Here is a 22,405-nt window from a genome sequence, read left to right as displayed (position 1 = left end):
GGGCGGCGGTGCTGTCGGGGTTGGCGAGGCGCTGCCAGATCTCCGGGTTGCGCAGGTTGATCAGCTGGCCGAGGTGGCCGACGAGGGCCGCGTCGCCGGTCCGGGCGGCGCCACGACACGGCGGCGAAAGGGTCAGCCGAGGGTCTTGGCGGCCTCGGTCCAGCGCTTGGTGAGGTCGGCGAAGAGGCCCTTGAGGTCGCCGGGTGCGGCGCCGCGGGCGGTGTCGACCAGCTTCTGGCGGTACTCGGGCTTGCTGATGCCGACCTCGGAGGCGTTGTCGATCTTGGTGAGCTTCGCGGAGTCGGCCTGCGACAGCTCGACGAACTTCACGCCGGCGGCGGTGAACGGCTGCATCGCCGGCGGCAGCGGCGCGCCCTTGACCGCGGAGATCGCCTGGTTGACCGCGGCGCTGTCGGACTTGTCGATGAACCAGTCGAACCAGGCCCGGGCGGCGGCCTTGTTCTTGGAGTGGGCGTTGATCGCGTACTGGTAGTCGGGCGCGACGACGGAGCAGAACCTGCCGTCGACCTGCTTCGGGAACGGCATGTACCCGATGACGGACGGGTCCTTGCCGGCCTTCTTCGCCGCGTCCTGCATCTGCGCGATCGCCCACGAGCCGAGCCACATCGTGGCGATCTTGCCGGTGGCGATCTGGCCCTTCGAGTCCTCCCAGTTGGTGGTGGTCGGGTCGGTCTCGGACAGCTTGTTCCGCACGATGTCGTAGAGCAGCGTGTCGCCGGTGGCGAGGTCGGCGCCGTCGGCCCACGGGTTGCTCTTGACCAGGTTGTCGTTGGCCTTCGGGTCGCAGCTGACCGAGCCGACGACCGAGGACCAGGAGCTCAGCGGCCACCCGTCGTGGTAGTTGGTGTAGTACGGGGTGGCGCCGGTCTTCGATCGGATGGCCTGCAGCGCGGTGATGAACTCGGCGGGCGTGGTCGGCCACGCCGTCACGCCGGCCTGGGTCCAGACGTCCTTGTTGTAGACGAAGCCGTTGACGTAGGCGAAGCCGGCCACGCCGTAGACCTTGTCGCCGACCTTGGCCTTGTCGGTGAAGCTGTACTTCGCCGACAGGTCCGCCGCGCTGCCCAGTGGCGCGAAGTACTTCGGGTAGTCGTCGGTGACCACCGTGTTCGGGATCAGCAGGACGTCACCGTAGTTCTCGGTGTTCATCCGGATCTTGACTTCGCCCTCGTAGTCGGTGACGCCCTCGAACTTGACGGTGACCTTCGGGTACAGCGCCTTGAACTGGTCGGCGTAGCGCTGCATGGTGCCGTCGGTGACGAGGTCGGTGCGGTTGGTCAGCACGGTGATCTCACCGGAGACGGCGGCGGGGTCGGTGGGTGACAGCGCGTCGGAGGACGTCGCGGGGTCGGTCCCGCCGCCGCACGCCGCGAGGGAGAGGGCAAGCGCGACCGCGAGTGCTCGTCGGTACATGAGGCGCTCCATTCGGGGGTGTCTAAAGCGTTTTAGTTCGAGCGAACGCAATATGACACCGTTGTCAGCCCGATGGGAAGAGGCCTTTACCGATCCGTGACCTGAGCCGCCGGAGCGTCAGGACGCGCGCGGCGGAGCGGTGCTGCCGCGCGGCGTCAGGTGCGCCGGGGCGCCGTGTGCGCTGGTCACGGCCTCGCCCGCGATGGCCGCGAGGAGCATCCTGGCGGCCTGCACGCCGTAGGCGACGATGTCGCGGGTCAGGGCGGTCAGCGGCGGGTGCAGCAGCCGGCAGATCGGCGAGTCGTCCCAGGCGACGATCGACAGGTCGGCCGGCACCGAGACGCCGAGCTCCCGGGCGGCGGTGAGCCCGGCGACCGCCATCACGTCGTTGTCGAACAGCAGCGCCGTCGGCGGCCGGGGCCGGCCGAGCAGCCGCCGGGTCGCCCGGGCCGCGGCGTCGCCGGTGTAGTCCGCCGGCACCGTCACCGCGTCGGTGATGCCGAGGCGGGCGCAGACCTCGGCGAACGCGGCGGTGCGGATCGCGGTGTGCGCGAGCTGCGGGATGCCGCCGACCCGGGCGATGCGGCGGTGCCCGAGCGCGGCCAGGTATTCCACCGCCTCCACCATGGACTGCTCGTCGTCGCTCCAGACGCTGGTCAGCGCGCCGCTGACGGACGGCGGGCCGATCACGACCGCGGGCAGGCCCAGCTCCTGCAGGGTGGCCACGCGCGGGTCGCCGACGTGCACGTCGCAGACCAGCACGCCGTCGACGCGGCCCTCGCTGAACCAGCGGCGGTAGAAGGCGACCTCCTCGTCGCGGCCCGGCGCCATCTGCAGCAGCAGCGCATAGGACCGCCGGGACAGCTCCAGCTCGATGCCGCTGATGAGCTCCATGAAGAACGGCTCGACCCCGAGGGTGCTCGGCGGCCGGCGCAGGGTCAGCCCGACCACCCGGGCCTTCGCGCCGGCCAGGGCCCGGGCGTTGCTGTTGGCGTGGAACTCCAGGCGGTCGGCGACCGCGAGGATGCGCTCCCGGGTGGCCGCGGACACGCCCGGGCGGCCGTTCAGCGCGTAGGAGACGGCCCCCTTGGACACCCCCGCCTCGCGGGCGATGTCGGCGATGGTCGGTCGTTTCACCTCGGGCCGCCTTTCTCGGTTCACCGATGCTAGCCGCTCCCCGATGTCGTTGACAGCCCGCGACGGCGCCCGTTACCGTCGGTCCGCACTTACTCGGTTCACAAGAGCGATGAGGTTGAGCATGTACCGCGCGCTGCACGACGGATGGACCCTGTCCGGCCGGGACCTGGCCGGCGTTCCCGCGGCCGTGCCCGGCAGCGTGCACACCGACCTGCTCGCCGCGGGGCTGATCGCCGACCCGTATCTCGACGACAACGAGACCCGGCTCGGCTGGATCGGGCGGACCGACTGGACGTACACGACCACGTTCCGCTGGACGCCGGCCGGCTTCGACCGGGTCGACCTGGTCTTCGACGGCCTCGACACGGTCGCCGCCGTCGAGCTCAACGGCACCGTCACCGGCCGCACCGCCAACATGCACCGCCGGTATCGCTTCGACGTCACCGCGCTGCTGCGCGACGGCGACAACGTCCTGAAGGTCACGTTCACCGCCCCCTACACCTACGCCGAGGCGGAGCAGGCCCGGCTCGGTGCCCGTCCGGGGCCGTACGACGAGCCGTACCAGTTCATCCGCAAGATGGCCTGCAACTTCGGCTGGGACTGGGGTCCGACGCTGGTCACCGCCGGCATCTGGCGCGCGGCCGGCCTGCACTCGTGGTCCGGCGCCCGGCTGGCCTCGGTGCGCCCGCAGGTGCGCGCCGACGGCGTCGACGTGACCGTCGAAATCGAGCGGGCCCCGGGTGGGAGCGCCGGCGGGGGCACCGTGGCGGTCGCCGCGACGATCGACGGGACCCGCGCCGAGGCCAAGCTCGCCGAGGGCGCGACCGTCGCCACGCTGTCGCTCGACGTCGCCGACGCGAAGCTGTGGTGGCCGCGCGGGCACGGCGGGCAGCACCGCTACGAGCTGACCGTCACCGCCGCGGATGACACCTGGTCGCGGCAGGTCGGGCTGCGGACCGTCGAACTGGAGCCGGACGCGTTCCGCATCGTCGTCAACGGCACGCCCGTGTTCGTCCGCGGGTTCAACTGGATCCCCGATGACTGCTTCCCCGCCCGTACCACGGCCGCCGACCTCGCAACGAGGTTCGAGCAGGCGATCGGTGCCGGTGCCAACGCGCTGCGGGTCTGGGGCGGCGGCGTCTACGAGTCCGACGCCTTCTACGACCTCGCCGACGGGCTCGGCCTGCTCGTGTGGCAGGACTTCCCGTTCGCCTGCGCCGCCTACCCCGACGACCTCGCCGCCGAGGTGGAGGCCGAGGCCCGCGACAACGTCGAGCGGCTGATGCCGCACCCGAGCCTGGTGCTGTGGTGCGGCAACAACGAGAACATCGAGGGCCATCAGCACTGGGGCTGGCGGGACGAGCTCGGCGACCGCAGCTGGGGCGCCGCGCTCTACCACGAGGTGCTGCCGCGGGTGGTCGCCGAGGTCGACCCGGGCCGCCCGTACTGGCCGGGCAGCCCCTACTCGGGCAGCCCCGACCGCGACGTGTACGACGCGAGCACCGGCACCGTGCACATCTGGACGGTGTGGGGCTCGGACGACTACACCCGCTACGCCGACTACACGCCCCGGTTCGTCGCGGAGTTCGGGTTCCAGGGCCCGCCGGCGTACGCGACGCTGCGCGCGGCCGTGTCCGACGAGCCCCTCGCCCCGGACTCGCCCGGGGTCCTGCACCACCAGAAGGCGGCCGGCGGCAACGAGAAGCTGCTGCGCGGGCTCGGCGCGCACCTGCCCGCACCGGCCACCTTCGACGACTGGCACTACCTGACCGGCCTCAACCAGGCCCGCGCCGTGTCGTTCGGGGTCCAACGGTTCCGGTCGCTGGCGCCGTACTGCATGGGCACCGTCATCTGGCAGCTCAACGACTGCTGGCCGGTCACCTCGTGGTCGGCCGTCGACGGCGCGGGCCGGCGCAAGCCGCTGTGGTTCGAGCTGCGCCGCGCCTACGCCGAGCGCCTCCTGACCTTCCAGGACGGCGGGGTCACGGTCGTCAACGACCACGCCGCGGCCTGGACGGGTGAGCTGCTCCTGCGGCGGCACGCCTTGGACGGCACCGTCCTGGCCGAGCACCCGGTGCCGGTCGCGGTGCCCGCGCGCGGCGTGCTCGCGGTGCCGCTGCCGCCGGCGGTCGCGATTGCCGGCGACCCGCGGCGGGAGCTGGTCACGGCGGTGCTGGGCGACACCCGCGCGCTGCGGTGCCTCGCGGAGGACCCGCAGATGGCGTATCCGCCGGCGTCGTTCACCGGTGCCGTGACCGAGGTGCCCGGCGGTTACGCGGTGACGGTCACCGCCGTGACGGTGCTGCGGGAGCTGGCGCTGTTCCCGGACCGGCTGGCCCCGGACGCGCAGGTCGACGACCAGCTCGTGACGCTGCTGCCGGGGGAGTCGGTGACGTTCACCGTCACCACCGCCGTGCCGCTCGCCGCCGGCGACCTGCTCAGCCACCCGGTGCTGCGGTGCGTGAACGAGGCCAGGCCGTGACCGCGGGGCTCGCGGTCGACGCTGGCGGGACGAAGTCCACGGCCGCCCTCGCCCTCGGCGCCTTCGCCGCCGCCTGACCTGCGTCGCCCGCAACCCGGCGGACGGGATCCACCGGGTTGCGGGCGCCGGCGTCAGAGGCCGGAGTTGAGCGCGGTCATCAGGGTGCCGGACGACGTGTCGCCGGACATCTCCCAGACCATGCCGCCGAGCAGGCCCTGCTGCTTCACCCATGCGGTCTTCTGCTGGATCGACCACGTGTCGTCGAACGTCCACCACTGCCCGCCCGGCCCCGTGAAGCAGGACGTGGCGATCGACTGGACGTCGTGGTACACGGTGCAGCCCGGCACCATGGCGAGGAGGTTCGCGTAGCCGCGGGTGCCGGCCTCCTCCGCGAACTGGCCCGGTGCCGCGCCGGTCGCGGCCTGCCACTCACCGTTCGTGGTGCCGGCGGTGACGCCCTGCCAGCCGCGGCCGTAGAAGGCGAAGCCGACCGTCAGCTGCCGTGGGTTGACGCCGGCGCTGGTGTACGCCGCCACGGCATTTTGCACGCTGAACGTGAACGAGTACGGGTCCTGCGCGTCGCCGTACAGGTTGCCCTGGTGGCCGGTGCGGTTCGGCTCCCACGAGTTGTCGCTGCCGGCGCCGTGGAAGTCGTAGCCCTGCACGTTGGCGAAGTCCAGGGAGTCGAAGACGCTCGGCGTGCCGTCGTTGCGGGTGATGTCCCAGCCGGCCGAGATCTTCGCCGGGTCGGCAGGGGTGAAGGCGGTGAGCAGGTACCGCTTGCCCGAGGGAGCGCCGAGCGCGTCGAGCTGCTTGCGGAACTCGGCGAGCAGCAGCGTGTTGTTCGCCTTGTCCTGCGCGCCCCAGTGGTTGCCGGGGTGGCCTTCGGCGCCGGGCCACTCCCAGTCCAGGTCGATGCCGTCGAAGATGCCGGCGGCGCTGCCGGGCCCGCCGGCGCCACCGGCGAGGGGCAGGTTGCCCTTGATGTACACGTCGAGGCAGGAGCGGACCAGCTTCTCCCGTGACGCCGGCGTGGCGGCCGCGTCGGAGAAGAACTTCGAGTAGGTCCAGCCGCCGATGGAGATGAGCACCTTGAGGTTCGGGTGCTTCGCCTTGAGCTTGCGCAGCTGGTTGTAGTTGCCCCGCAGCGTCTCCCAGCCGGTGTCGGCGACGCCGTCGACGGACTGCGCGGCGCTGAACGGCCGGCCGTAGTCCGCGTCGGCGTCCCCGGCGCCGGTGCCCTGGTCGGGGTCCTGCGGGTTCGCCGTGGTGCCCCGGGTGACGCCCTGCAGGCAGGTCAGGTTCACCGGGTCGAGGTTGGCGAACGCGTAGTTGACGTGGGTGAGCTTCGCCGCGGCGCCGGACGTGTCGAGGTTCTTCACGAAGTACTGCCGGCCGTAGATGCCCCACTGGACGAAGTAGCCGACCTTCGCGTAGGCGCCGGAGCCGACGGCGTCGTCGGTGGTGACGGTGACGGCGGCGCTGGCGGGGGAGGCGTTGTCATACGTGTCGCGCGCCTTGACCGTGAACGTGTACGCGGTCAGCGGCGTGAGCCCGGTGACGGTGGCGCCGGTCGTGGTGGAGGTCGCGACGAGGGTGCCGCCGCGGTACACGTCGTAGCCGGCGATGCCGCTGGGGTCGGTGACCGCGTTCCAGGCCAGGGTGACGCTCACCGACGTCTTAGCGGTGCTGCGCAGGTTCGCGGGCGCCGCCGGCGCGGTGGTGTCGTTGGCGGGGTTGAGGGTGGTGGCGGTGACCGGGGCGCTGTCGGCGGAGACGTTGCCGCGGGTGTCGCGGGCCCGCACCGTGAAGCTGTACGCGGTGTTCGGCGTGAGCCCGATGACGGTGGCCGACGGCGTGGTGACCGACGCGGCGAGGGTGCCGCCGCGGTACACGTCGTAGCCCGCGATGGGGAAGTCGGTCGGGGTCGGCGCGGTCCAGGCCAGGGACACGGTCTTCGTGGTGCGGGCGGCGACGGTGACCCCGGCCGGGGCGTTCGGGGCGCGGTCGGCGCTGCCGTCGCACTTGTTGCCGTTGATCCGGCAGTTCAGCGGCTGGGTGTTGGTGCCGGTGGCGATGAACCAGAAGCTGTAGGGCTCGGTGTTCCGCCCGGCGGCGACGGTGCCGTTGTAGTGCTCGTTGACCACGGTCACGTGGTTGCCGGTGCGGGTGACGGTGCCGTTGTAGCCGGTGCCGACGGTGAGCCCGGCGGGCACGTCGAACTCGAGCGTCCAGCCGGTGACGGTGGCGGCCGTCGGATTACTGACAACGTATTTGTCGACCCAGTAGGTGCCGTAGTCCGCGGCTGAGAACGCGGCGGTCAGCCCCGGGGGAGCGGCATGCGCGGCGCCAGGTATGGCGATCGCGGCGGTGGCGGTGAGCAGGACGGCGGCGAAGAGCCTGGTGGGGTGCACTCGTGCCTCCTATTAGGAAAGTTTCCTAATAGTCCGCGCCGTAGCGTAAGAAAGTCAAGTCTGTCTATTTGCTTAAAGGATTTAAGCTCCGCGAACTATGAGCGACATTCGCGTAGCTGCACCACATAGACTCGCGGCGATCGGCTGGATCGTCTCCGCGGCATTGGCAGTCGCCGGCCTGGCCCACGCCTACAACCTCGTGCTGTCCCTGCAGGGGCCCGAGGAGCACGACGGCAGGGTCGTCTTCCAGGGCACCAGCTTCGGTCTCAGCACCTTCGCCACCGACACCCTCGGATCGACCGTCCTCACCGCCGCCCAGGGCCTCGTCCTGGTGCTGTTCATCGTCTGGCTGTACCTTGCCCGCGACAACTTCGACCGCCGCGGTGGCGGCGCCGAGTGGCACAAGGCGTGGACGATCGGCGGCTGGTTCGTGCCGATCGCCAACCTCGGCATCCCGAACCGGGTCGTCGCCGACGTCCACCGGCGCAGCGCCCCCGACGGGTCCTGGCCCACCGACCGGATCGTCAACGCGTGGTGGGGGGCGCTGCTGGTGAGCTTCATCAGCCTCACCGACACCACCCGGTACGCCGACGGCACCGTCACCGTGCACACGCCCGCCTTCGTCGGCGTCGTCGCCGGGGGTGCCGGCATCCTCGCCGCCGTCCTCGGCGTCGTCCTGGTGCGCCGCATCTCGGCATGGCAGGACGCGGCACTGGCGACATGAGGGCGCGCTCAACTTTTTAACGGGTTCAGTTAGTTTCTTGCATTTACATACCTGAGTTAGTACCGTCGGCGGCACGAAACCATCGCGACGTGTGGATGTGTGGGGCTTCGGCGGCCCGTACACCACCGCCGGCCGCGCGACAGACGAACTGGTGACCGGCGCCCGCCAGCGCCGGCCACCGCAGCGTGCCCGGCATCGCGTGACCCGACCCTTGCAGGGAAGGACCCCCGCCGATGCACCCCCGCCGATCCGTCATCCGATCAGCCACAGCGGCGCTGCTGCTCTGCAGCGCCGCCGTGGCGCTGCCCGCCGCGCCCGCCCAAGCGCACACCACCATCAACCCCGCCCTCTTCCAGCAGGTCGAACTCGCCAAAGGCATCAACGAACTCGGCGAGCCGATGTCGATCACCGTGCTGCCGGACCGCTCCGTGCTGCACACCGCCCGCAACGGCACGTTGCGGCGCACCGACGTCAACGGCACCACCACCGTGATCGGCAACCTCCCCGTCTACACCCACGACGAGGAAGGCCTCCAGGGCGTCGCCGCCGACCCGAACTTCCTCACGAACCGGCAGATCTACCTGTACTACGCGCCGCCGCTGAACACGCCCGGCGGGGACGCACCCGCCGCCGGCGCCGACTGGACCCCGTGGAAGGGCGTCAACCGGCTGTCCCGGTTCACCCTCAACACCGACAACACCCTCAACACCGCCAGCGAACGCACCGTCCTGGAGGTCGGCACCGACCGCGGCATGTGCTGCCACGTCGGCGGCGACATCGACTTCGACGCCGCCGGCAACCTGTACCTGTCCACCGGCGACGACTCCAACCCGTTCGACTCCGCCGGCTACGCGCCGATCGACGAGCGCACCGACCGCAACCCCGCCTACGACGCGCAGCGCTCCGCCGGCAACACCAACGACCTGCGGGGCAAGATCCTGCGGATCAAGGTGAACACCGACGGCTCGTACTCGATCCCGTCCGGCAACCTGTTCCCGCAGGGCACCGCGAACACCCGCCCCGAGATCTACGCGATGGGCTTCCGCAACCCGTTCCGGATGGGCATCGACAAGGCGACCGGCGCGGTCTACGTCGGCGACTACGGCCCCGACGCCGGCACCACCGACCCGAACCGCGGACCGTCCGGACAGGTCGAGTTCGACCGGGTCACCGCCCCCGGCAACTACGGCTGGCCGTACTGCACCGGCACGAACACGTCCACGGAGACCTACAACGAGTGGAACTTCGCCAGCAACAGCACCGGCGCCAAGTACAACTGCGCGGGCGGACCGACGAACAACTCCTTCCGCAACACCGGCCAGGGCACCCTGCCCGCCGCGAAACCCGCCTGGATCCGCTACGCCGGGGACGCCGGCAGCCCACCCGAGTTCGGCAGCGGCTCCGAGTCGCCGATGGGCGGCCCGGTGTACCGGTACGACCCGGCCAACCCGTCGGCGGTCAAGTTCCCCGCCGACCTCGACGGGCACTTCTTCGCCGGTGAGTTCGGCCGCCGCTGGATCAAGGCGATCGACGTGAACGCCGACGGCTCACCCGGCGCCATCGCCAACTTCCCCTGGTCCGGCATGCAGATCATGGACCAGGCGTTCGGCCCCGACGGCGCCCTGTACGTCCTGGACTACGGCGCCGGCTTCGGCAACGGCGACGCCAACTCCGCGCTGTACCGCATCGAGTACACCGGCGGCGGCAACCGCGCACCTGGAGCCGTCGCCGCGGCGAACCCGACGTCCGGGCCCGCGCCGCTGACGGTGAACTTCAGCTCCGCCGGCAGCAACGACCCCGAAGGCCAGGCGATCACCTACGCGTGGGCGTTCGGCGACGGCACCACGTCCACCGCCGCCAACCCGACGAAGACCTACAGCACCGCCGGCACGTACACGGCGACCCTGACCGTCCGAGACAACCAGGGCGCGACCGGCAGCGCCAGCGTCCGGATCTCCGTCGGCAACACCGTGCCCACCGTGCGGATCGTGACTCCGGCGAACGGCTCGCTCGTCTCCTTCGGCGACACCGTGCCCTACCAGATCACCGTCACCGACCCCGAGGACGGCACCATCGACTGCGGCCGGGTCCGCATGACGTACATCCTCGGCCACGACACCCACGGCCACCAGATCACGTCACAGACCGGCTGCACCGGCTCGATCACCATCCCCCTGGACGGTGAGCACGACGCCGCCGCGAACATCTTCGCGGTCTTCGACGCCGAGTACACCGACAACGGCGGCCTCACCACGCACACCCAGCACACGCTGCAGCCACGGCACCGCCAGGCCGAGCACTTCAGCTCCCAGCAGGGCGTGCAGACGTTCGACAAGGCCGGCGCCGAAGGCGGCAAGACCGTCGGGCAGATCGAGAACGGCGATTGGATCGCGTTCACCCCGTACCTGGTGAACAACGCCACCTCCTTCACCGCCCGGGTCTCCTCCGGCGGCGCCGGCGGCACCCTGTCACTGCGCACCGGCTCACCCACCGGCACGCTCATCGGCTCGACCACCGTGCCGGCGACTGGCAGCTGGGACACGTTCGTCAACGTCACCGGCACCGTGTCCGGCGCACCGGCCACCGCCGGCCAGCTGTACCTGGTGTTCACCGGCGGCTCCGGCGCACTCTTCGACGTGGACGCCTTCACCCTCAACACCGGCACCGTCCCGCCGCAGCCCGACGGGCGCATCGAGGCGGAGTCGTACACCTCCCAGAACGGTGTCCAGGTCGTCGCCGACGGCACCGCGCACGGCGGCAACCGCGTCGGCTACATCGACGGCGGCGACTGGGTCGGCTATTCGGGTGTGAACGTCTCGGGCAAGACCGGGTTCACCGCGCGGGTCGCGTCCGGCGGCACCGGCGGCACCATCCAGGTCCGCTCCGGCTCGGCCACCGGGCCGCTGCTGGGCTCCGTGAACGTCGGCAACACCGGCGGCTACGGCACGTTCGTCGACGTCACCACCACGCTGTCGGCCGGTTCCGGTTCGCTGTTCCTGGTCTTCGTGGGTACGGGCACCGGTGGCCTGTTCGACGTCGACGACTTCGCCCTCACCGGCGGCACCACGCCGCCGGTGACGAACCTGGCGTTGAACAAGACCGCCACCGCGGACAGCCAGTGTGCGGCGACCGAAACCCCCGCGAAGGCCGTGAACGGCACCGTCAATGGCGGCAACGCCGACAAGTGGTGCTCGCTCGGGGCGTCCAAGTGGTGGCGGGTCGACCTCGGTGCCACGGTCTCCGTGGGCCGGGTGGTGATCCGGCACGCCGGTGCGGGCGGGGAGAACACCGCGTTCAACACCCGCGACTTCGACGTGCAGACCAGCGTCGACGGCACGACCTGGACCACCGTGTCCCAGGTCCGCGGCAACACCGGCAACGTCACCACCTCCACGTTCACCGCCGCCGGCGTCCGCTACGTCCGGGTCAACGTCATCGCACCCACCAGCAACGCCGACACCGCCGCCCGTCTCTACGAGGTAGAGGTCTACACGTCATGAAACGACTCTTCGCCACGCTCGCCGTGACCGGTGCGCTCCTGGCCGTCGGGGCCGTCCCCGCCGCCAACGCCGACACCGCGTTCGACGTCCTCGTGTTCTCCAAGACCGCCGGGTTCCGGCACGACGCCATCCCGGCCGGCATCACCGCCATCCAGCAGCTCGGCGCGGCGAACGGGTTCACCGTCACCGCCACCGAGGACGCCGCCGCGTTCACCACCGCGAACCTCGCCCAGTACGAGGCCGTGGTCTTCCTCAGCACCACCGGCGACGTGCTCAACACCACGCAGCAGACCGCATTCGAGTCCTACATCCGTGGCGGCGGCGGCTACGTCGGCGTCCACGCCGCCGCCGACACCGAATACGACTGGCCGTTCTACGGCGACCTCGTCGGTGCCTGGTTCGCCTCCCACCCGGCGATCCAGCAGGCGACGATGAAGATCGAGGACCGAACCCACCCGGCGACCGCGCACCTCGGCGCCACCTGGGTCCGCACCGACGAGCTGTACAACTACCGCACCAACCCGCGCGCCACCGCGCACGTCCTCGCCACCCTGGACGAGACCACGTACTCCGGTGGCACCATGGGCGCCGACCACCCGTTCGCCTGGTGCAAGACGATCCAGAGTGGACGGTCGTTCTACACCGGCGCAGGCCACACCCAGGAGTCCTATTCGGACAGTGCGTTCCGGGCCCACCTGCTCGGCGGGATCCGTTACGCGGGTGGCAAGGTCGCGGCCGACTGCAGCCCCGGCACGGTGACGCCGCCGACCGGCCGCATCGAGGCCGAGTCGTACACCTCCCAGCAGGGCGTGCAGATCGTCGGTGACGGCGCCGCGCACGGCGGCAACCGCGTCGGCTACATCGACAACGGCGACTGGACCGGCTATTCGGGTGTGAACGTGTCCGGCAAGACCGGGTTCACCGCGCGGGTCGCGTCCGGCGGCACCGGCGGCACCATCCAGGTCCGCTCCGGCTCCGCCACCGGCCCGCTGCTGGGCACGTTGCCGGTGACGAACACCGGCGGCTACGGCACGTTCGTCGACGTGACCACCACGCTGTCCGCGGGCTCCGGCGCGCTGTTCCTGGTGTTCACCGGCACCGGCACCGGTGGCCTCTTCGACGTCGACGACTTCGCGCTGACGGGCGGCACCACGCCGCCGGTGACGAACCTGGCGCTGAACAAGACGGCGACCGCGGACAGCCAGTGCGCTTCCACGGAGGGCCCGGCGAAGGCGGTCAACGGCACCGTCAATGGCGGCAACGCCGACAAGTGGTGCTCGCTCGGGGCGTCCAAGTGGTGGCGGGTCGACCTCGGTGCCACGGTCTCCGTGGGCCGGGTGGTGATCCGGCACGCCGGTGCGGGCGGGGAGAACACCGCGTTCAACACCCGCGACTTCGACGTGCAGACCAGCGTCGACGGCACGACCTGGACCACCGTGTCCCAGATCCGCGGCAACACCGCGAACGTCACCACTTCCACGTTCGGCCCAGCCGGCGTCCGCTACCTGCGGGTGAACGTCCTGGTCCCGACGAACAACACCGACACCGCGGCCCGCATCTACGAGGTCGAGGCGTACACGTCCTGACACCGTCGCTGTCCTGACACCGTCGCTGTCCCGGCGTGAATTTTTCACGCCGGGACAGCCCGGGACCAGCGGGAAATGTCCCAGGCATTGAGCGGTGTCGAACACCGTTGCTCTACTGCCCGGATGCGGACCCTCCTCGCGCTCCTCACCGCCGCCGTCGTCGGCGCGGCCCTGCTCCTCGCGCTGCCGGCCGGACCCGCCGCCGCGGCCGCGGTGCGCATCATGCCCCTCGGCGACTCCATCACCGGCAACCCGGGCTGCTGGCGGGCCCTGCTGTGGAACGACCTGCAGAGCGGCGGCCACACCAACATCGACTTCGTCGGCACCCAGCCACCACAGGGCTGTTCGGTGCCGTACGACGGTGACGGCGAAGGCCACGGCGGCGCGCTCGTCACCGCGGTCGCCGACCAGAACCAGCTGCCCGCGTGGCTGTCGGCGAGCCGCCCCGACGTGGTCCTCATGCACTTCGGCACCAACGACGTGTGGAGCAACCGCTCCACCGACACGATCCTCGCCGCGTACAGCAAGCTCGTCGACCAGATGCGGGCCAGCAACCCGGCGATGCGCATCCTCGTCGCGCAGATCATCCCGATGAACCCGTCCAGCTGCACGGAATGTGCCGCCCGGGTCGTCGCGCTCAACGCCGCCATCCCCGCCTGGGCCGCGTCGCGGACCACCGCCGCGTCGCCGGTCACCGTCGTGGACCAGTGGACCGGGTTCAGCACCGCCACCGACACCGGCGACGGCGTGCACCCCAACGCCACCGGCGACCGCAAGATCGCCAACCGGTGGCTGCCCGCCGTCGTGCGCGCCCTCGACGGCGTCCAGCCCTCCGCGTCGGCCTCCCCCTCGCGGTCGGTGTCGCCCTCGCCGTCCCGGTCGGTGCTGCCGTCCGACAGCGTCCCGCCCGTGCCCGGCTGCGCCGCCACGTACAAGGTGGTCGGGCAGTGGCCCGGCGGCTTCCAGGGCGAGGTCACCGTCCGCAACACCGGCACGGGCACGTTCGCCGGGTGGACGGCGCGGTACACGTACACCGGCGGCGAACGCGTCACTCAGGCCTGGGGCGCCACGGTCACCCAGACGGGCACCGCCGTCACCGCCGACAACGCCACCTGGAACGGCGCGCTCACCCCGGGCGCGACGGCCACGTTCGGCTTCATCGGCACCGGCATCCCCGCGGTTCCCCCGGTCACCTGCGCCGCCCGCTAGCGCTTCCCCCACAAGCCGAAGGATCCCCGGGGCTCTGACCCCTGGGATCCTTCGGCTTGTCAAGGATCCGGCAGGCGGTGCCGCAGCGCGTGGGGGTGCCGGTCCAGCCGCCCTGGCGCAGGGCCGCCGCCACGACGACGGCCGTCTCGCACGGGCGGGCGTTGACGTCTGCCCAGCCGAACCGCAGCGTCGACCAACCCTGCGTCGCCGCGGCGTTGTCCCGCCACCGGTCCCGGCTCGGGTCGAGGTGTGCCGCGCGCCCGTCGAGCTCGACGATGCGCCGGAACGCGCCGTACTCGACGTCGCGGTACGCGGTGGCCCGGCCGCTGCGGCGGCGCTGCTGCCGCGAGCCGGCCGGCAGCCCGTGCGGCCGCTCGACGTCTCGCAGGTAGCGCAGCTCCAGCAGCGAATGGCAGCCGGCGCCCACATCGGCGACGGCGGCGAGCAGGGCGTCGCGCCACCGCAGTCGCCGTCGCGCCTCCAGCGCTGCTCGCAGCCGCGCGGGTGTCGTCATCCGGCGGCCGCAGGCCCGCACCAGCCAGGAGATCGCGTCGTCCATCGTGGCGGCGGTCTGGGTCAGGTCGACGACCGTGTCGACGACACCGGTGCGGGCCGGGCCGCTGCCCGGCGCCGCCACGGGTGCCGTGGCGCGATGGTGCAGCCGCACCCCTGGCAGCGCCCGCACCCGCCGGTCCGGCGGGAGGCTCACGTGGATCGTCTCCGCCGGCGTGTCCAACAGGCCGAGCAGCTCCGCCGCCGTCTCATGGCTGAACGCCGCACCCCGGCCGGCGGTGAGCAGCGTCGCCCACAGCGTGGCGGCACGCGACGGCGGCCCGGAGAACATCCAGTAGACGCCGTTGAACGCCCTGCGCCAACGTCCCGCCCGCAGGCGCGCCCGGACGGTCTCCTCGGTGAGGCCCGCCTCGATGATCTGCCGGCGGGTGACCGCGCCGGCCTGCTCGTCGAACACCCCGCCGATTCTGGGGGCGGCGCGACGCTCGCTGACCTACGGTTGCCGATTGCACACGAGGCGCTGTTCCCCGCAAGCCGAAGGATCTCCGGGGTCAGGGCCCCGGGGATCCTTCGGCTTGTCGTGGGACGGGCTACTGGGTGCTGGAGCCGGTGCGGAGGCGGACCTCGGCGCCGTTCTGCTCGTAGCTCTGCTGCGAGACCTGGACCAGGACGGCGTCGCGGTGGAACGCGGGCACGGTCACGGCGCCGCAGCTGACCATGGTGGCGCGCAGCTTCGAGACGGTGCGGGCGATGTTGGGGTACAGGCTGCCGGCGTAGGGCACGTAGCCGTCGACACCCTCCTCGAACGGCATCTCGGTCTCGCCCTGGTCGTAGCGGGCGACGTTGCGGGCCCGCTGGGAACCCTCGCCCCAGTACTCCTTGTACAGCTGCCCGTCCAGGTTCACGAGGTTGGACGGGCTCTCGTCGAAGCGGGCGAAGTACCGGCCCAGCATGATGAAGTCGGCGCCGAGCGCCAGGGCGATCGCCATGTGGTAGTCGGCGAGGAGGCCGCCGTCGCAGCAGACCGGCACGTACACGCCGGTCTCGGCCGCGTACCGGTCGCGTTCGGCGACGACGTCGATGAGCGCCGACGCCTGGCCGCGGCCGATGCCCTTCTGGTCGCGGGTGATGCAGATCGACCCGCCGCCGATGCCGACCTTGACGAACGCGGCGCCGGCGTCGGCGAGGTACCGGAAGCCGCGCCCGTCCACGACGTTGCCCGCGCCGACGGGGACGGCACCGTTGAGCTCGCCGACCGCGTACTGCAGGGTGTTGCGCTGCCAGACGGAGTAGCCGTCGGAGGAGTCGATGCACAGCACGTCGGCGCCGGCCGCGACCAGCGCCGGGATGCGGTCGCGGTAGTCGCGGGTGTTGATGCCGGCGCCGACCCGGAACCGCTTGTCGTCGTCGATGGACTCGTTGCGGAACTGCTTGTGCAGCTCGTAGTCGCGGCGCAGCACGATCGAGGCGAGGTGCCCGTCGGCGGTGACGATGGGCAGCAGGTCGAGGCGGTGGTCCCAGATGAGCGTGTTCGCGTCGGACAGCGACACCGTCGGCGGCGCCGTGACGAGGCCCGCGGCCGGGCGCATCCGGGACTCGACGGTGTCGTTGAGGTCGTGCCGGTGCGGGTGGAAGTCCGCGGTGGAGATCAGCCCGACGAACAGTCCGCCCGGGCTGCCGTCTTCGGTGACCACGGCGATGTCCCGCTCGGCGGCCCGCAGCAGCCGGCTGACCTCGCCGAGGGTCGCCGACGGCTTCGTGTTGATGTCCGAGTGGCGGAACCCCGCCTTGTGCCGCTTCACCGCGCTGACCGACTCGGCCTGCTCGGCGATGCCCTGGTTCTGGTGGATGAAGCTCAGCCCGCCGGTCTGCGCGAGGGCGATGGCGAGCCGCGGCGACGACACCGCCTGCATGATCGCGCTGACCAGTGGTACGGCGATGCGCAACGGCGACGTCCCGCCGACGGGATGCCGCACGATCGGGGTCGACAGGTCGACGTTGTCCGGGGTGCAGTCCTCGGTGGTCAGGTTCGGCACCAGCAGGTATTCATTGAGGGTGCGGGAGACCTCGGGGAGGATCACGACCACGTGCCTGCTCCTAAACACTCCGCCGCCGCAACGGCATGGCTGGAATGCAGCCACACGCTACCAGCGCCGCCGCGCCCGCCGCCGCCGGTCGGCGAGGTTTCACCCGCCGAACGCGGCCAGGGCACCCGTGTAGGGCTTCGGGATCGGTGGGGCGAACTCGCCGCGCTTGGATGTGCTCAGGCCGAGGGTGACGAGCGACTGCACGAGCAGCGTCGCCGCGGCCACCCCGTCGACGACCGGTACGCCGACGCGTTTGGAGACCTCCGACGGCAGGTCCGCCATGCCGGCGCAGCCCAGGACGATGACGTCGGAGCCGTCGCGGGCGAGGGCGGTGCGGGCGAGGGCGACGACCCGTTCGGCGACGGACGGGTCCCGGTCGAGCTCCAGGACCGGGATGTCGCAGGCGTGCACGCCCCGGCAGACGCCCGGGGCGACGTAGCGGGCGGCGAGGTCCCAGGCACGGCCCCGGGTCCGGTCCAGGGTGGTGACGACGCTGAAGCCGCGGCCGAGCAGCGCCGCGGCATGCATCGCGGCCTCCGCGATCCCGACGACCGGGCCGTCGGCCAGTTCCCGGGCCGCGTCCAGGCCAGGGTCGCCGAAGCAGGCGATGACGTAGCCGTCGGCCGCACCCGCGCGGACGGCGGTGAGGATGCCGGGGACGCTGAGCGCCTCGTCGTAGTGGCTCTCGATGGAGGCCGGGCCCATGCTCGACGTGACCGCCTCGACGCGGGTGCCCGGACCGGCGACGGCCCGGGCACTCAGCTCGATCTTCGCGGTCATCTCCGCCGTGGTGTTCGGGTTGACGACCATGATCCGCATGGCGTCAGGCGGCCTGGCGGCGCTTCGTGAGGCCGAGGTACACCAGGAACCCGAGGCCCATGCCGATGAACCAGCTGTACTGGGCCGTGGTGTGCATGCCCGGCCCGTGCGTCCACAGCACCGGCACGACCGCGACGAGCGCGCCGACGGCGGTGGCGACGATCGCCGGCGGGTTGTAGCCCTTCGCGTAGAAGTACTTCCCGGACGGGGCAAGCGTGAACATGTCGTCGACGGACACCACCTGCCGCCGGATCAGGTAGTAGTCGGCGATGAGCACCCCGAACAGCGGCCCGATCGCGGCGCCGAGCACCTCGAGGGTGTAGTGGATGACGTCGGGGTTGTTGTACAGGTTCCACGGCGTGATGAGCACCGACCCGACCGCGGCGATCATGCCGCCCATCCGCCAGCTGATCCGCTGCGGGCTGACGTTGGAGAAGTCGAACGCCGGGGAGATGAAGTTCGCCACGATGTTGATGCCGATCGTGGCGATGGTGAACGTCAGCGCGCCGAGCACGATCGCGAACGTGCTGTCGATCCGCGCGACCGTCTGCACCGGGTCGGTGATGAGCTCGCCGAAGATCGGGATGGTCAGCGACGACGTGACCACGACCAGGATCGAGAACGCGAGGAAGTTCACCGGCAGGCCGAGCAGGTTGCCCTTCTTCACCGCGCCGAAGGATTTGCCGTACCGGGAGAAGTCGCCGAAGTTCAGCATCGGCCCGGAGAAGTACGACACGACGAGCGCGATCGCCCCGAGCATGATCGGCACGGCGTCGAAGCCGGTGTACTTGACCTCGCCGAGGTTCAGGTCGATCTCGCCCCAGCCGGCCTTCCAGATCAGGTAACCCGCCAGGACGATCATCACCACGTAGACGGCGGGGCCGCAGAAGTCGATGAACCGGCGGATCGTCTCCATGCCGGTCCAGAACACCGCCGCCTGCAGGACCCACAGCAGCGCGTAGGAGCACCAGCCGAGCAGCGGCAGGCCGAGGAACCCCCACTGATTGACGTCCGCGTAGGGCGCGAGGCTGGGGAACAGCTTCAGCACCACCACGTCCAGCGCGGCCGACGCCAGGTAGGTCTGGATGCCGTACCAGGCGACCGCGATGCCGCCGCGGATGATCGCGGGCACGTTCGCGCCGAGGACCCCGAACGCGACCCGGTTGATCACCGGGTACGGCACGCCCGTCACCTGGCTCGGCTTCGCGACCAGGTTGCAGAAGAAGTAGACGATCGTGATGCCGACGACCAGCGACACCAGGACCTGCCAGCTGGACAGGCCGAGGGCGAACAGGCTGCCGGCCGTGACGTACCCGCCGACGCTGTGCACGTCGGACATCCAGAACGCGAAGATGTTGTAGGAGCCCCACGACTGGTTCCGCAGCGGCGCCAGGTCCTCGTTGGTGAGCCGGGGGTCGTAGCCGGGTTTGATGACGCCGGAGCCGACCGGCATGCCGGCCGCCTCGACCAGATCGTGCGGCCCGTCGGCGCCTTCTGCTACGACGACGGGTTCCTGTGCGCGTGCCACTGTGTCGGCCATCCCGAACTCCCGAGGTAGTGCGGCTCGTTGCCGCTCACGCTAGGAATCCGCTGTTTCACGCCGATGTGCTGGAACATATATCTTTGTCAGTCCGGCTCCGCGAACAGCCCCGTGTGCTGCGGCAACAGCGCGATGAACGTCTGCAGCCGCCGGTGGTGCTCGGCGCACACCCGGATCAGCGCGTCCGCGTCCCGGGCCACGAACGCCTCCAACATCCCGGCGTGGTCGCGGTGCAGCAGCCGCCGGTCCGCACTGTCCAGGTGCGACATCGGCTGCAGCGGCTCCGTCATGTTCCACGCCGTGCCCAGCATGTGCAGCAGCCGCCGCATCCGGCACGGCCGGATCAGCGCCAGATGGAAGCGGCGGCTCTCCCGGTGGTGCGCGCGCGGGTCCCCGGTGGCGACCGCGTGCTCGAGCGCCGCGTGCGCGGCCCGCGCCTGCTCGTCGTCCTCCGCACGGGCGAACGCCACCGCGACCCGCATCGCCGCGGTCTCCAGGGCCTCCCGCACCAGGTAGATCTCCCCGAACTCCTGCGCCGTCATCTGCGCCACCCGGTACCCCAGATGCGGCCGATGATCGACCAGCCCTTCGCCGATGAGCGTCATCAGCGCCTCCCGCACCGGAATCCGGCTCACCCCGAACGCGGCGGCAACCCCGTCGACGGGGATCGGCGACCCGGGCGGCACCTCCCCGTCGAGGATGCACGCGCGCAGTTCATCGAGGATCACACTCTGCGAACTGCCCAGCGGCTGCCCGGCGAGCCGCGAGATCAGCACCGACCGACGGCGTGGTCCAGCCATCCGCCACCTCCCAACGGTGCAGCTCACGCTAACCCCGCCCGGTTATCGGCACGTTTCGCGCGCACGGATGACGCTCGGATGACGCCCAGGAGAAACCTGCCCCGGGCGGAGTGCCGGCCTGATGTGCTGAGGCGGGAGCTCAGCGCAGTTCGACCTGGACGCCCTCTGCGGTGAGGAAGGCGACCAGGCCGTCGAAGGTGACGGCGGGCAGCCAGGTCGCACGGTCATAGCCGGGGACCAGGTGGCTGCGGGCGACCTCCGAGTCGTGCCAGATCAGGCGGAACCCGGGGGTCGCACCGCCGTCGCCGGTGGCGGCGTTCTCGTGCAGCCAGAACAGGTCGCCGCCGAACCAGCCGCCGGGGCCGTTGACGGCCTCGCCGATCGCGCAGTAGAAGCCGTCGTCGTCGGTGACGTGGCGGCCGTCGAGGTGGTACACGGTGCCCGCGGGCTTGTCCGGGGCGGGCCGGCGGTGGACCGCGGCGGCGTGCACCCACAGGCGGCGGCCGCTGCGGTCGAGGTCCGCCCACAGGTTGGGCTCGGCCGGGCCGCCGGCGCGCCACATGTCCCACAGCGGGCGTTCGTTGGCCGCGAGGGGCTCCGGGATCCGTGCGTCCAAGGTGACGTCGACGAGGTCGCCGCCGAGCGCGGACGGGCGGGTGCCCGTGACGCTGCCGAACACGCGGCGGCCCCAGCCCGTCGTGTGGGCCGTGCCGTCGACGCGGACGTGGGCCAGTTCGGCCTCGAACGATCCGGTGAGCCCGGGCCGGCAGCCCAGCAGGGTCAGCGGCGGACCCGGCGGCCAGATGCCGGCCCGCTCGCGGAACAGGCCCGTGACGGCACGGCACTCGCCGGCCGCCGTGCCCTCGGTGGAGCCGGCCGTCGCGTACCACGCGATCACCCGGTATCCGGAGACGGCGGGCGCGGTGGTGCCGCCCTGATTGGCGTCGTCGTCACGGCGATGGCCTTCGAGGTCGACGTCGACCAGCCCGGATCCGTCCGCGGCCGGCCGGTGACCGACGAGCCGGACGTCGAGCAGCTCCTCCATGGTGTCCAGACACTGCCAGCACTGATCCTCGCAGCGCTCGCCGACCGGCCGGCCGGGGACGTGCGCGCCCTCCACGACGAGGTTGCCCAGCCACGCCGGCCCGGTGCCGTCGATCGCGGCGCGTAGCGGGCCGGACGGGGCGCAGCCCACCAGGGTGTACCGCTCGTACGACGGCTCGGCCGGGAACAGGCCGTCGACGAAGAGACCGTCGATGTCCGTGCAGTCGGTGAGGGTCGCGCGGGTCTTCTCGTCGAGCAGGCGCCAGCGCAGCGGAATCGGCACGCGCCGACCCTAGCCGACCCGGCTGAGCGGTGCCTGAGCCGCCGGCGGCGGGGACTGCAAGAATCTGCAGATGGTGACGACGTTGACGGTCGACTGCGGTGGGGGCGGGCTCAAGGCCGCCGTGGTCGACGACACCGACACGCTGTGCTGCGAGCCGGTGCGGGTGCCGACGCCGTACCCGCTGCCGCCGGCCCGGCTCGTGGAGGCGCTGCTCGGCATCGCGGCGGGGCTGCCGGCCGCGGACCGGGTCACGGTCGGGCTGCCGGGGATGATCCGGCACGGGGTGGTCGTCGCGACGCCGCACTACGTCAACGAGGCCGGGCCGCACACGCCGGTCGATCCGGAGCTGTTCGCGCTGTGGAAGGGATTCGACGCCCGGGCCGACCTGGAGCGGGCCTTCGGCCGGCCGGTGCTGGTGCTCAACGACGCCGAGGTGCACGGGGCCGCCCTCGTCGAGGGCAGGGGGCTGGAGCTGGTGCTGACGCTCGGCACCGGGCTGGGCAGCGCCCTGTTCGACGGCGGGCGGCTCGCGCCGCACCTGGAGCTGTCGCACGCGCCGTACTCGAAGGGCCGCACCTACGACGGCGTCATCGGTGAGCTGGAGCGGCAGCGGCTCGGCGACCGGCGCTGGTCGCGGCGGGTGCTGCGGATCGTGGACGGGCTGCGGCCGGTGTTCCGCTGGGACCGGCTGTACCTCGGCGGCGGCAACGCCGAGCGCCTCGCCGTGGCCATGCCCGACGACGTGCGCCTGGTCCCGAACCAGGCGGGGGTGCGCGGCGGCTCACGGGCGTGGACGCTCATCGGCGTGTAACGCCCGTTCTGTCCGAAATATA

At 71.5% G+C, this 22,405-nt stretch carries 15 protein-coding genes; 6 read left to right on the top strand and 9 right to left on the bottom strand.

All coding sequences use genetic code 11. The annotated features are described in order from the left end of the window. Positions 1-132: 132 nt before the first annotated feature. Both AB0K00_RS53930 and AB0K00_RS53925 read right to left on the bottom strand, forming a co-directional pair. On the bottom strand, positions 133-1,434 hold the full coding sequence (locus AB0K00_RS53930) for an extracellular solute-binding protein (RefSeq protein WP_363538800.1): 1,302 nt from the start codon (positions 1,432-1,434) through the stop codon (positions 133-135). Between the two features lie 117 nt (positions 1,435-1,551). Further along, a complete protein-coding gene (locus AB0K00_RS53925) occupies positions 1,552-2,571 on the bottom strand; it encodes a LacI family DNA-binding transcriptional regulator (protein ID WP_363538798.1) in 1,020 nt (339 codons plus the stop codon). Between the two features lie 109 nt (positions 2,572-2,680). On the opposite strand from AB0K00_RS53925, the gene AB0K00_RS53920 reads away from it, so the two are divergent. Next, complete coding sequence (locus AB0K00_RS53920) at positions 2,681-5,053, top strand: glycoside hydrolase family 2 protein (RefSeq protein ID WP_363538796.1); 2,373 nt, start codon at positions 2,681-2,683, stop codon at positions 5,051-5,053. A 131-nt stretch (positions 5,054-5,184) separates the two neighbouring features. Here AB0K00_RS53920 and AB0K00_RS53915 read toward each other — a convergent pair whose 3' ends face one another. After that, a complete protein-coding gene (locus AB0K00_RS53915) occupies positions 5,185-7,467 on the bottom strand; it encodes a glycosyl hydrolase family 18 protein (protein ID WP_363538794.1) in 2,283 nt (760 codons plus the stop codon). A gap of 97 nt (positions 7,468-7,564) precedes the next feature. On the opposite strand from AB0K00_RS53915, the gene AB0K00_RS53910 reads away from it, so the two are divergent. From AB0K00_RS53910 to AB0K00_RS53895, 4 genes are all read left to right on the top strand, one after another. Next, the gene (locus AB0K00_RS53910) at positions 7,565-8,191 is read left to right on the top strand and encodes a DUF4328 domain-containing protein (protein ID WP_363538792.1); all 627 of its coding nucleotides are present in this window, start codon (positions 7,565-7,567) and stop codon (positions 8,189-8,191) included. A 233-nt stretch (positions 8,192-8,424) separates the two neighbouring features. Further along, on the top strand, positions 8,425-11,691 hold the full coding sequence (locus AB0K00_RS53905; protein ID WP_363538790.1) for a carbohydrate-binding protein: 3,267 nt from the start codon (positions 8,425-8,427) through the stop codon (positions 11,689-11,691). Then, the gene (locus tag AB0K00_RS53900) at positions 11,688-13,277 is read left to right on the top strand and encodes a ThuA domain-containing protein (protein WP_363538788.1); all 1,590 of its coding nucleotides are present in this window, start codon (positions 11,688-11,690) and stop codon (positions 13,275-13,277) included. The genes AB0K00_RS53905 and AB0K00_RS53900 overlap by 4 nt, the downstream gene beginning before the upstream one ends. Positions 13,278-13,400: 123 nt before the next feature. Continuing rightward, the gene (locus tag AB0K00_RS53895; RefSeq protein WP_363538786.1) at positions 13,401-14,486 is read left to right on the top strand and encodes a cellulose binding domain-containing protein; all 1,086 of its coding nucleotides are present in this window, start codon (positions 13,401-13,403) and stop codon (positions 14,484-14,486) included. Here the strand turns inward: AB0K00_RS53895 and AB0K00_RS53890 are convergent. From AB0K00_RS53890 to AB0K00_RS53865, 6 genes are all read right to left on the bottom strand, one after another. Beyond that, the gene (locus tag AB0K00_RS53890) at positions 14,467-15,456 is read right to left on the bottom strand and encodes a type IV toxin-antitoxin system AbiEi family antitoxin domain-containing protein (protein ID WP_363538784.1); all 990 of its coding nucleotides are present in this window, start codon (positions 15,454-15,456) and stop codon (positions 14,467-14,469) included. The two genes, AB0K00_RS53895 and AB0K00_RS53890, sit on opposite strands and share 20 nt — an antisense overlap. A 133-nt stretch (positions 15,457-15,589) precedes the next feature. Next, complete coding sequence (locus AB0K00_RS53885; protein WP_363538783.1) at positions 15,590-17,086, bottom strand: IMP dehydrogenase; 1,497 nt, start codon at positions 17,084-17,086, stop codon at positions 15,590-15,592. 99 nt (positions 17,087-17,185) lie between these two features. Then, positions 17,186-17,905, bottom strand: coding sequence for an aspartate/glutamate racemase family protein (locus AB0K00_RS53880; RefSeq protein WP_363538781.1), 720 nt, complete (start codon positions 17,903-17,905; stop codon positions 17,186-17,188). A 4-nt stretch (positions 17,906-17,909) separates the two neighbouring features. Beyond that, positions 17,910-19,445, bottom strand: coding sequence for an NCS1 family nucleobase:cation symporter-1 (locus AB0K00_RS53875; protein WP_363538779.1), 1,536 nt, complete (start codon positions 19,443-19,445; stop codon positions 17,910-17,912). 86 nt (positions 19,446-19,531) lie between these two features. Beyond that, positions 19,532-20,245, bottom strand: a complete 714-nt coding sequence (locus AB0K00_RS53870; RefSeq protein ID WP_363538777.1) for a GntR family transcriptional regulator — start codon at positions 20,243-20,245, stop codon at positions 19,532-19,534. Positions 20,246-20,384: 139 nt separating this feature from the next. Beyond that, positions 20,385-21,572, bottom strand: coding sequence for a hypothetical protein (locus tag AB0K00_RS53865; RefSeq protein WP_363538775.1), 1,188 nt, complete (start codon positions 21,570-21,572; stop codon positions 20,385-20,387). Between the two features lie 70 nt (positions 21,573-21,642). Here AB0K00_RS53865 and AB0K00_RS53860 point away from each other — a divergent pair, with 70 nt between their 5' ends. Then, positions 21,643-22,383: an ROK family protein gene (locus AB0K00_RS53860; protein WP_363538773.1), complete on the top strand. Its 741-nt coding sequence runs from the start codon at positions 21,643-21,645 to the stop codon at positions 22,381-22,383. Positions 22,384-22,405: the final 22 nt, after the last annotated feature.

This window comes from Dactylosporangium sp. NPDC049525 (genome assembly GCF_040676755.1).
GTDB lineage: Bacteria > Actinomycetota > Actinomycetes > Mycobacteriales > Micromonosporaceae > Dactylosporangium.
This window is presented reverse-complemented; position numbering and strand designations above follow the sequence as displayed.

What these genes read in the sequence shown, in the direction of transcription:
- AB0K00_RS53880 (WP_363538781.1), bottom strand. Translation starts at nt 17,905, where the DNA reads ATGCGGATCATGGTCGTCAACCCGAACACCACGGCGGAGATGACCGCG.
- AB0K00_RS53910 (WP_363538792.1), top strand. Translation starts at nt 7,565, where the DNA reads ATGAGCGACATTCGCGTAGCTGCACCACATAGACTCGCGGCGATCGGC.
- AB0K00_RS53895 (WP_363538786.1), top strand. Translation starts at nt 13,401, where the DNA reads ATGCGGACCCTCCTCGCGCTCCTCACCGCCGCCGTCGTCGGCGCGGCC.
- AB0K00_RS53870 (WP_363538777.1), bottom strand. Translation starts at nt 20,245, where the DNA reads ATGGCTGGACCACGCCGTCGGTCGGTGCTGATCTCGCGGCTCGCCGGG.
- AB0K00_RS53930 (WP_363538800.1), bottom strand. Translation starts at nt 1,434, where the DNA reads ATGTACCGACGAGCACTCGCGGTCGCGCTTGCCCTCTCCCTCGCGGCG.
- AB0K00_RS53860 (WP_363538773.1), top strand. Translation starts at nt 21,643, where the DNA reads ATGGTGACGACGTTGACGGTCGACTGCGGTGGGGGCGGGCTCAAGGCC.
- AB0K00_RS53920 (WP_363538796.1), top strand. Translation starts at nt 2,681, where the DNA reads ATGAGGTTGAGCATGTACCGCGCGCTGCACGACGGATGGACCCTGTCC.
- AB0K00_RS53905 (WP_363538790.1), top strand. Translation starts at nt 8,425, where the DNA reads ATGCACCCCCGCCGATCCGTCATCCGATCAGCCACAGCGGCGCTGCTG.
- AB0K00_RS53900 (WP_363538788.1), top strand. Translation starts at nt 11,688, where the DNA reads ATGAAACGACTCTTCGCCACGCTCGCCGTGACCGGTGCGCTCCTGGCC.
- AB0K00_RS53875 (WP_363538779.1), bottom strand. Translation starts at nt 19,445, where the DNA reads ATGGCCGACACAGTGGCACGCGCACAGGAACCCGTCGTCGTAGCAGAA.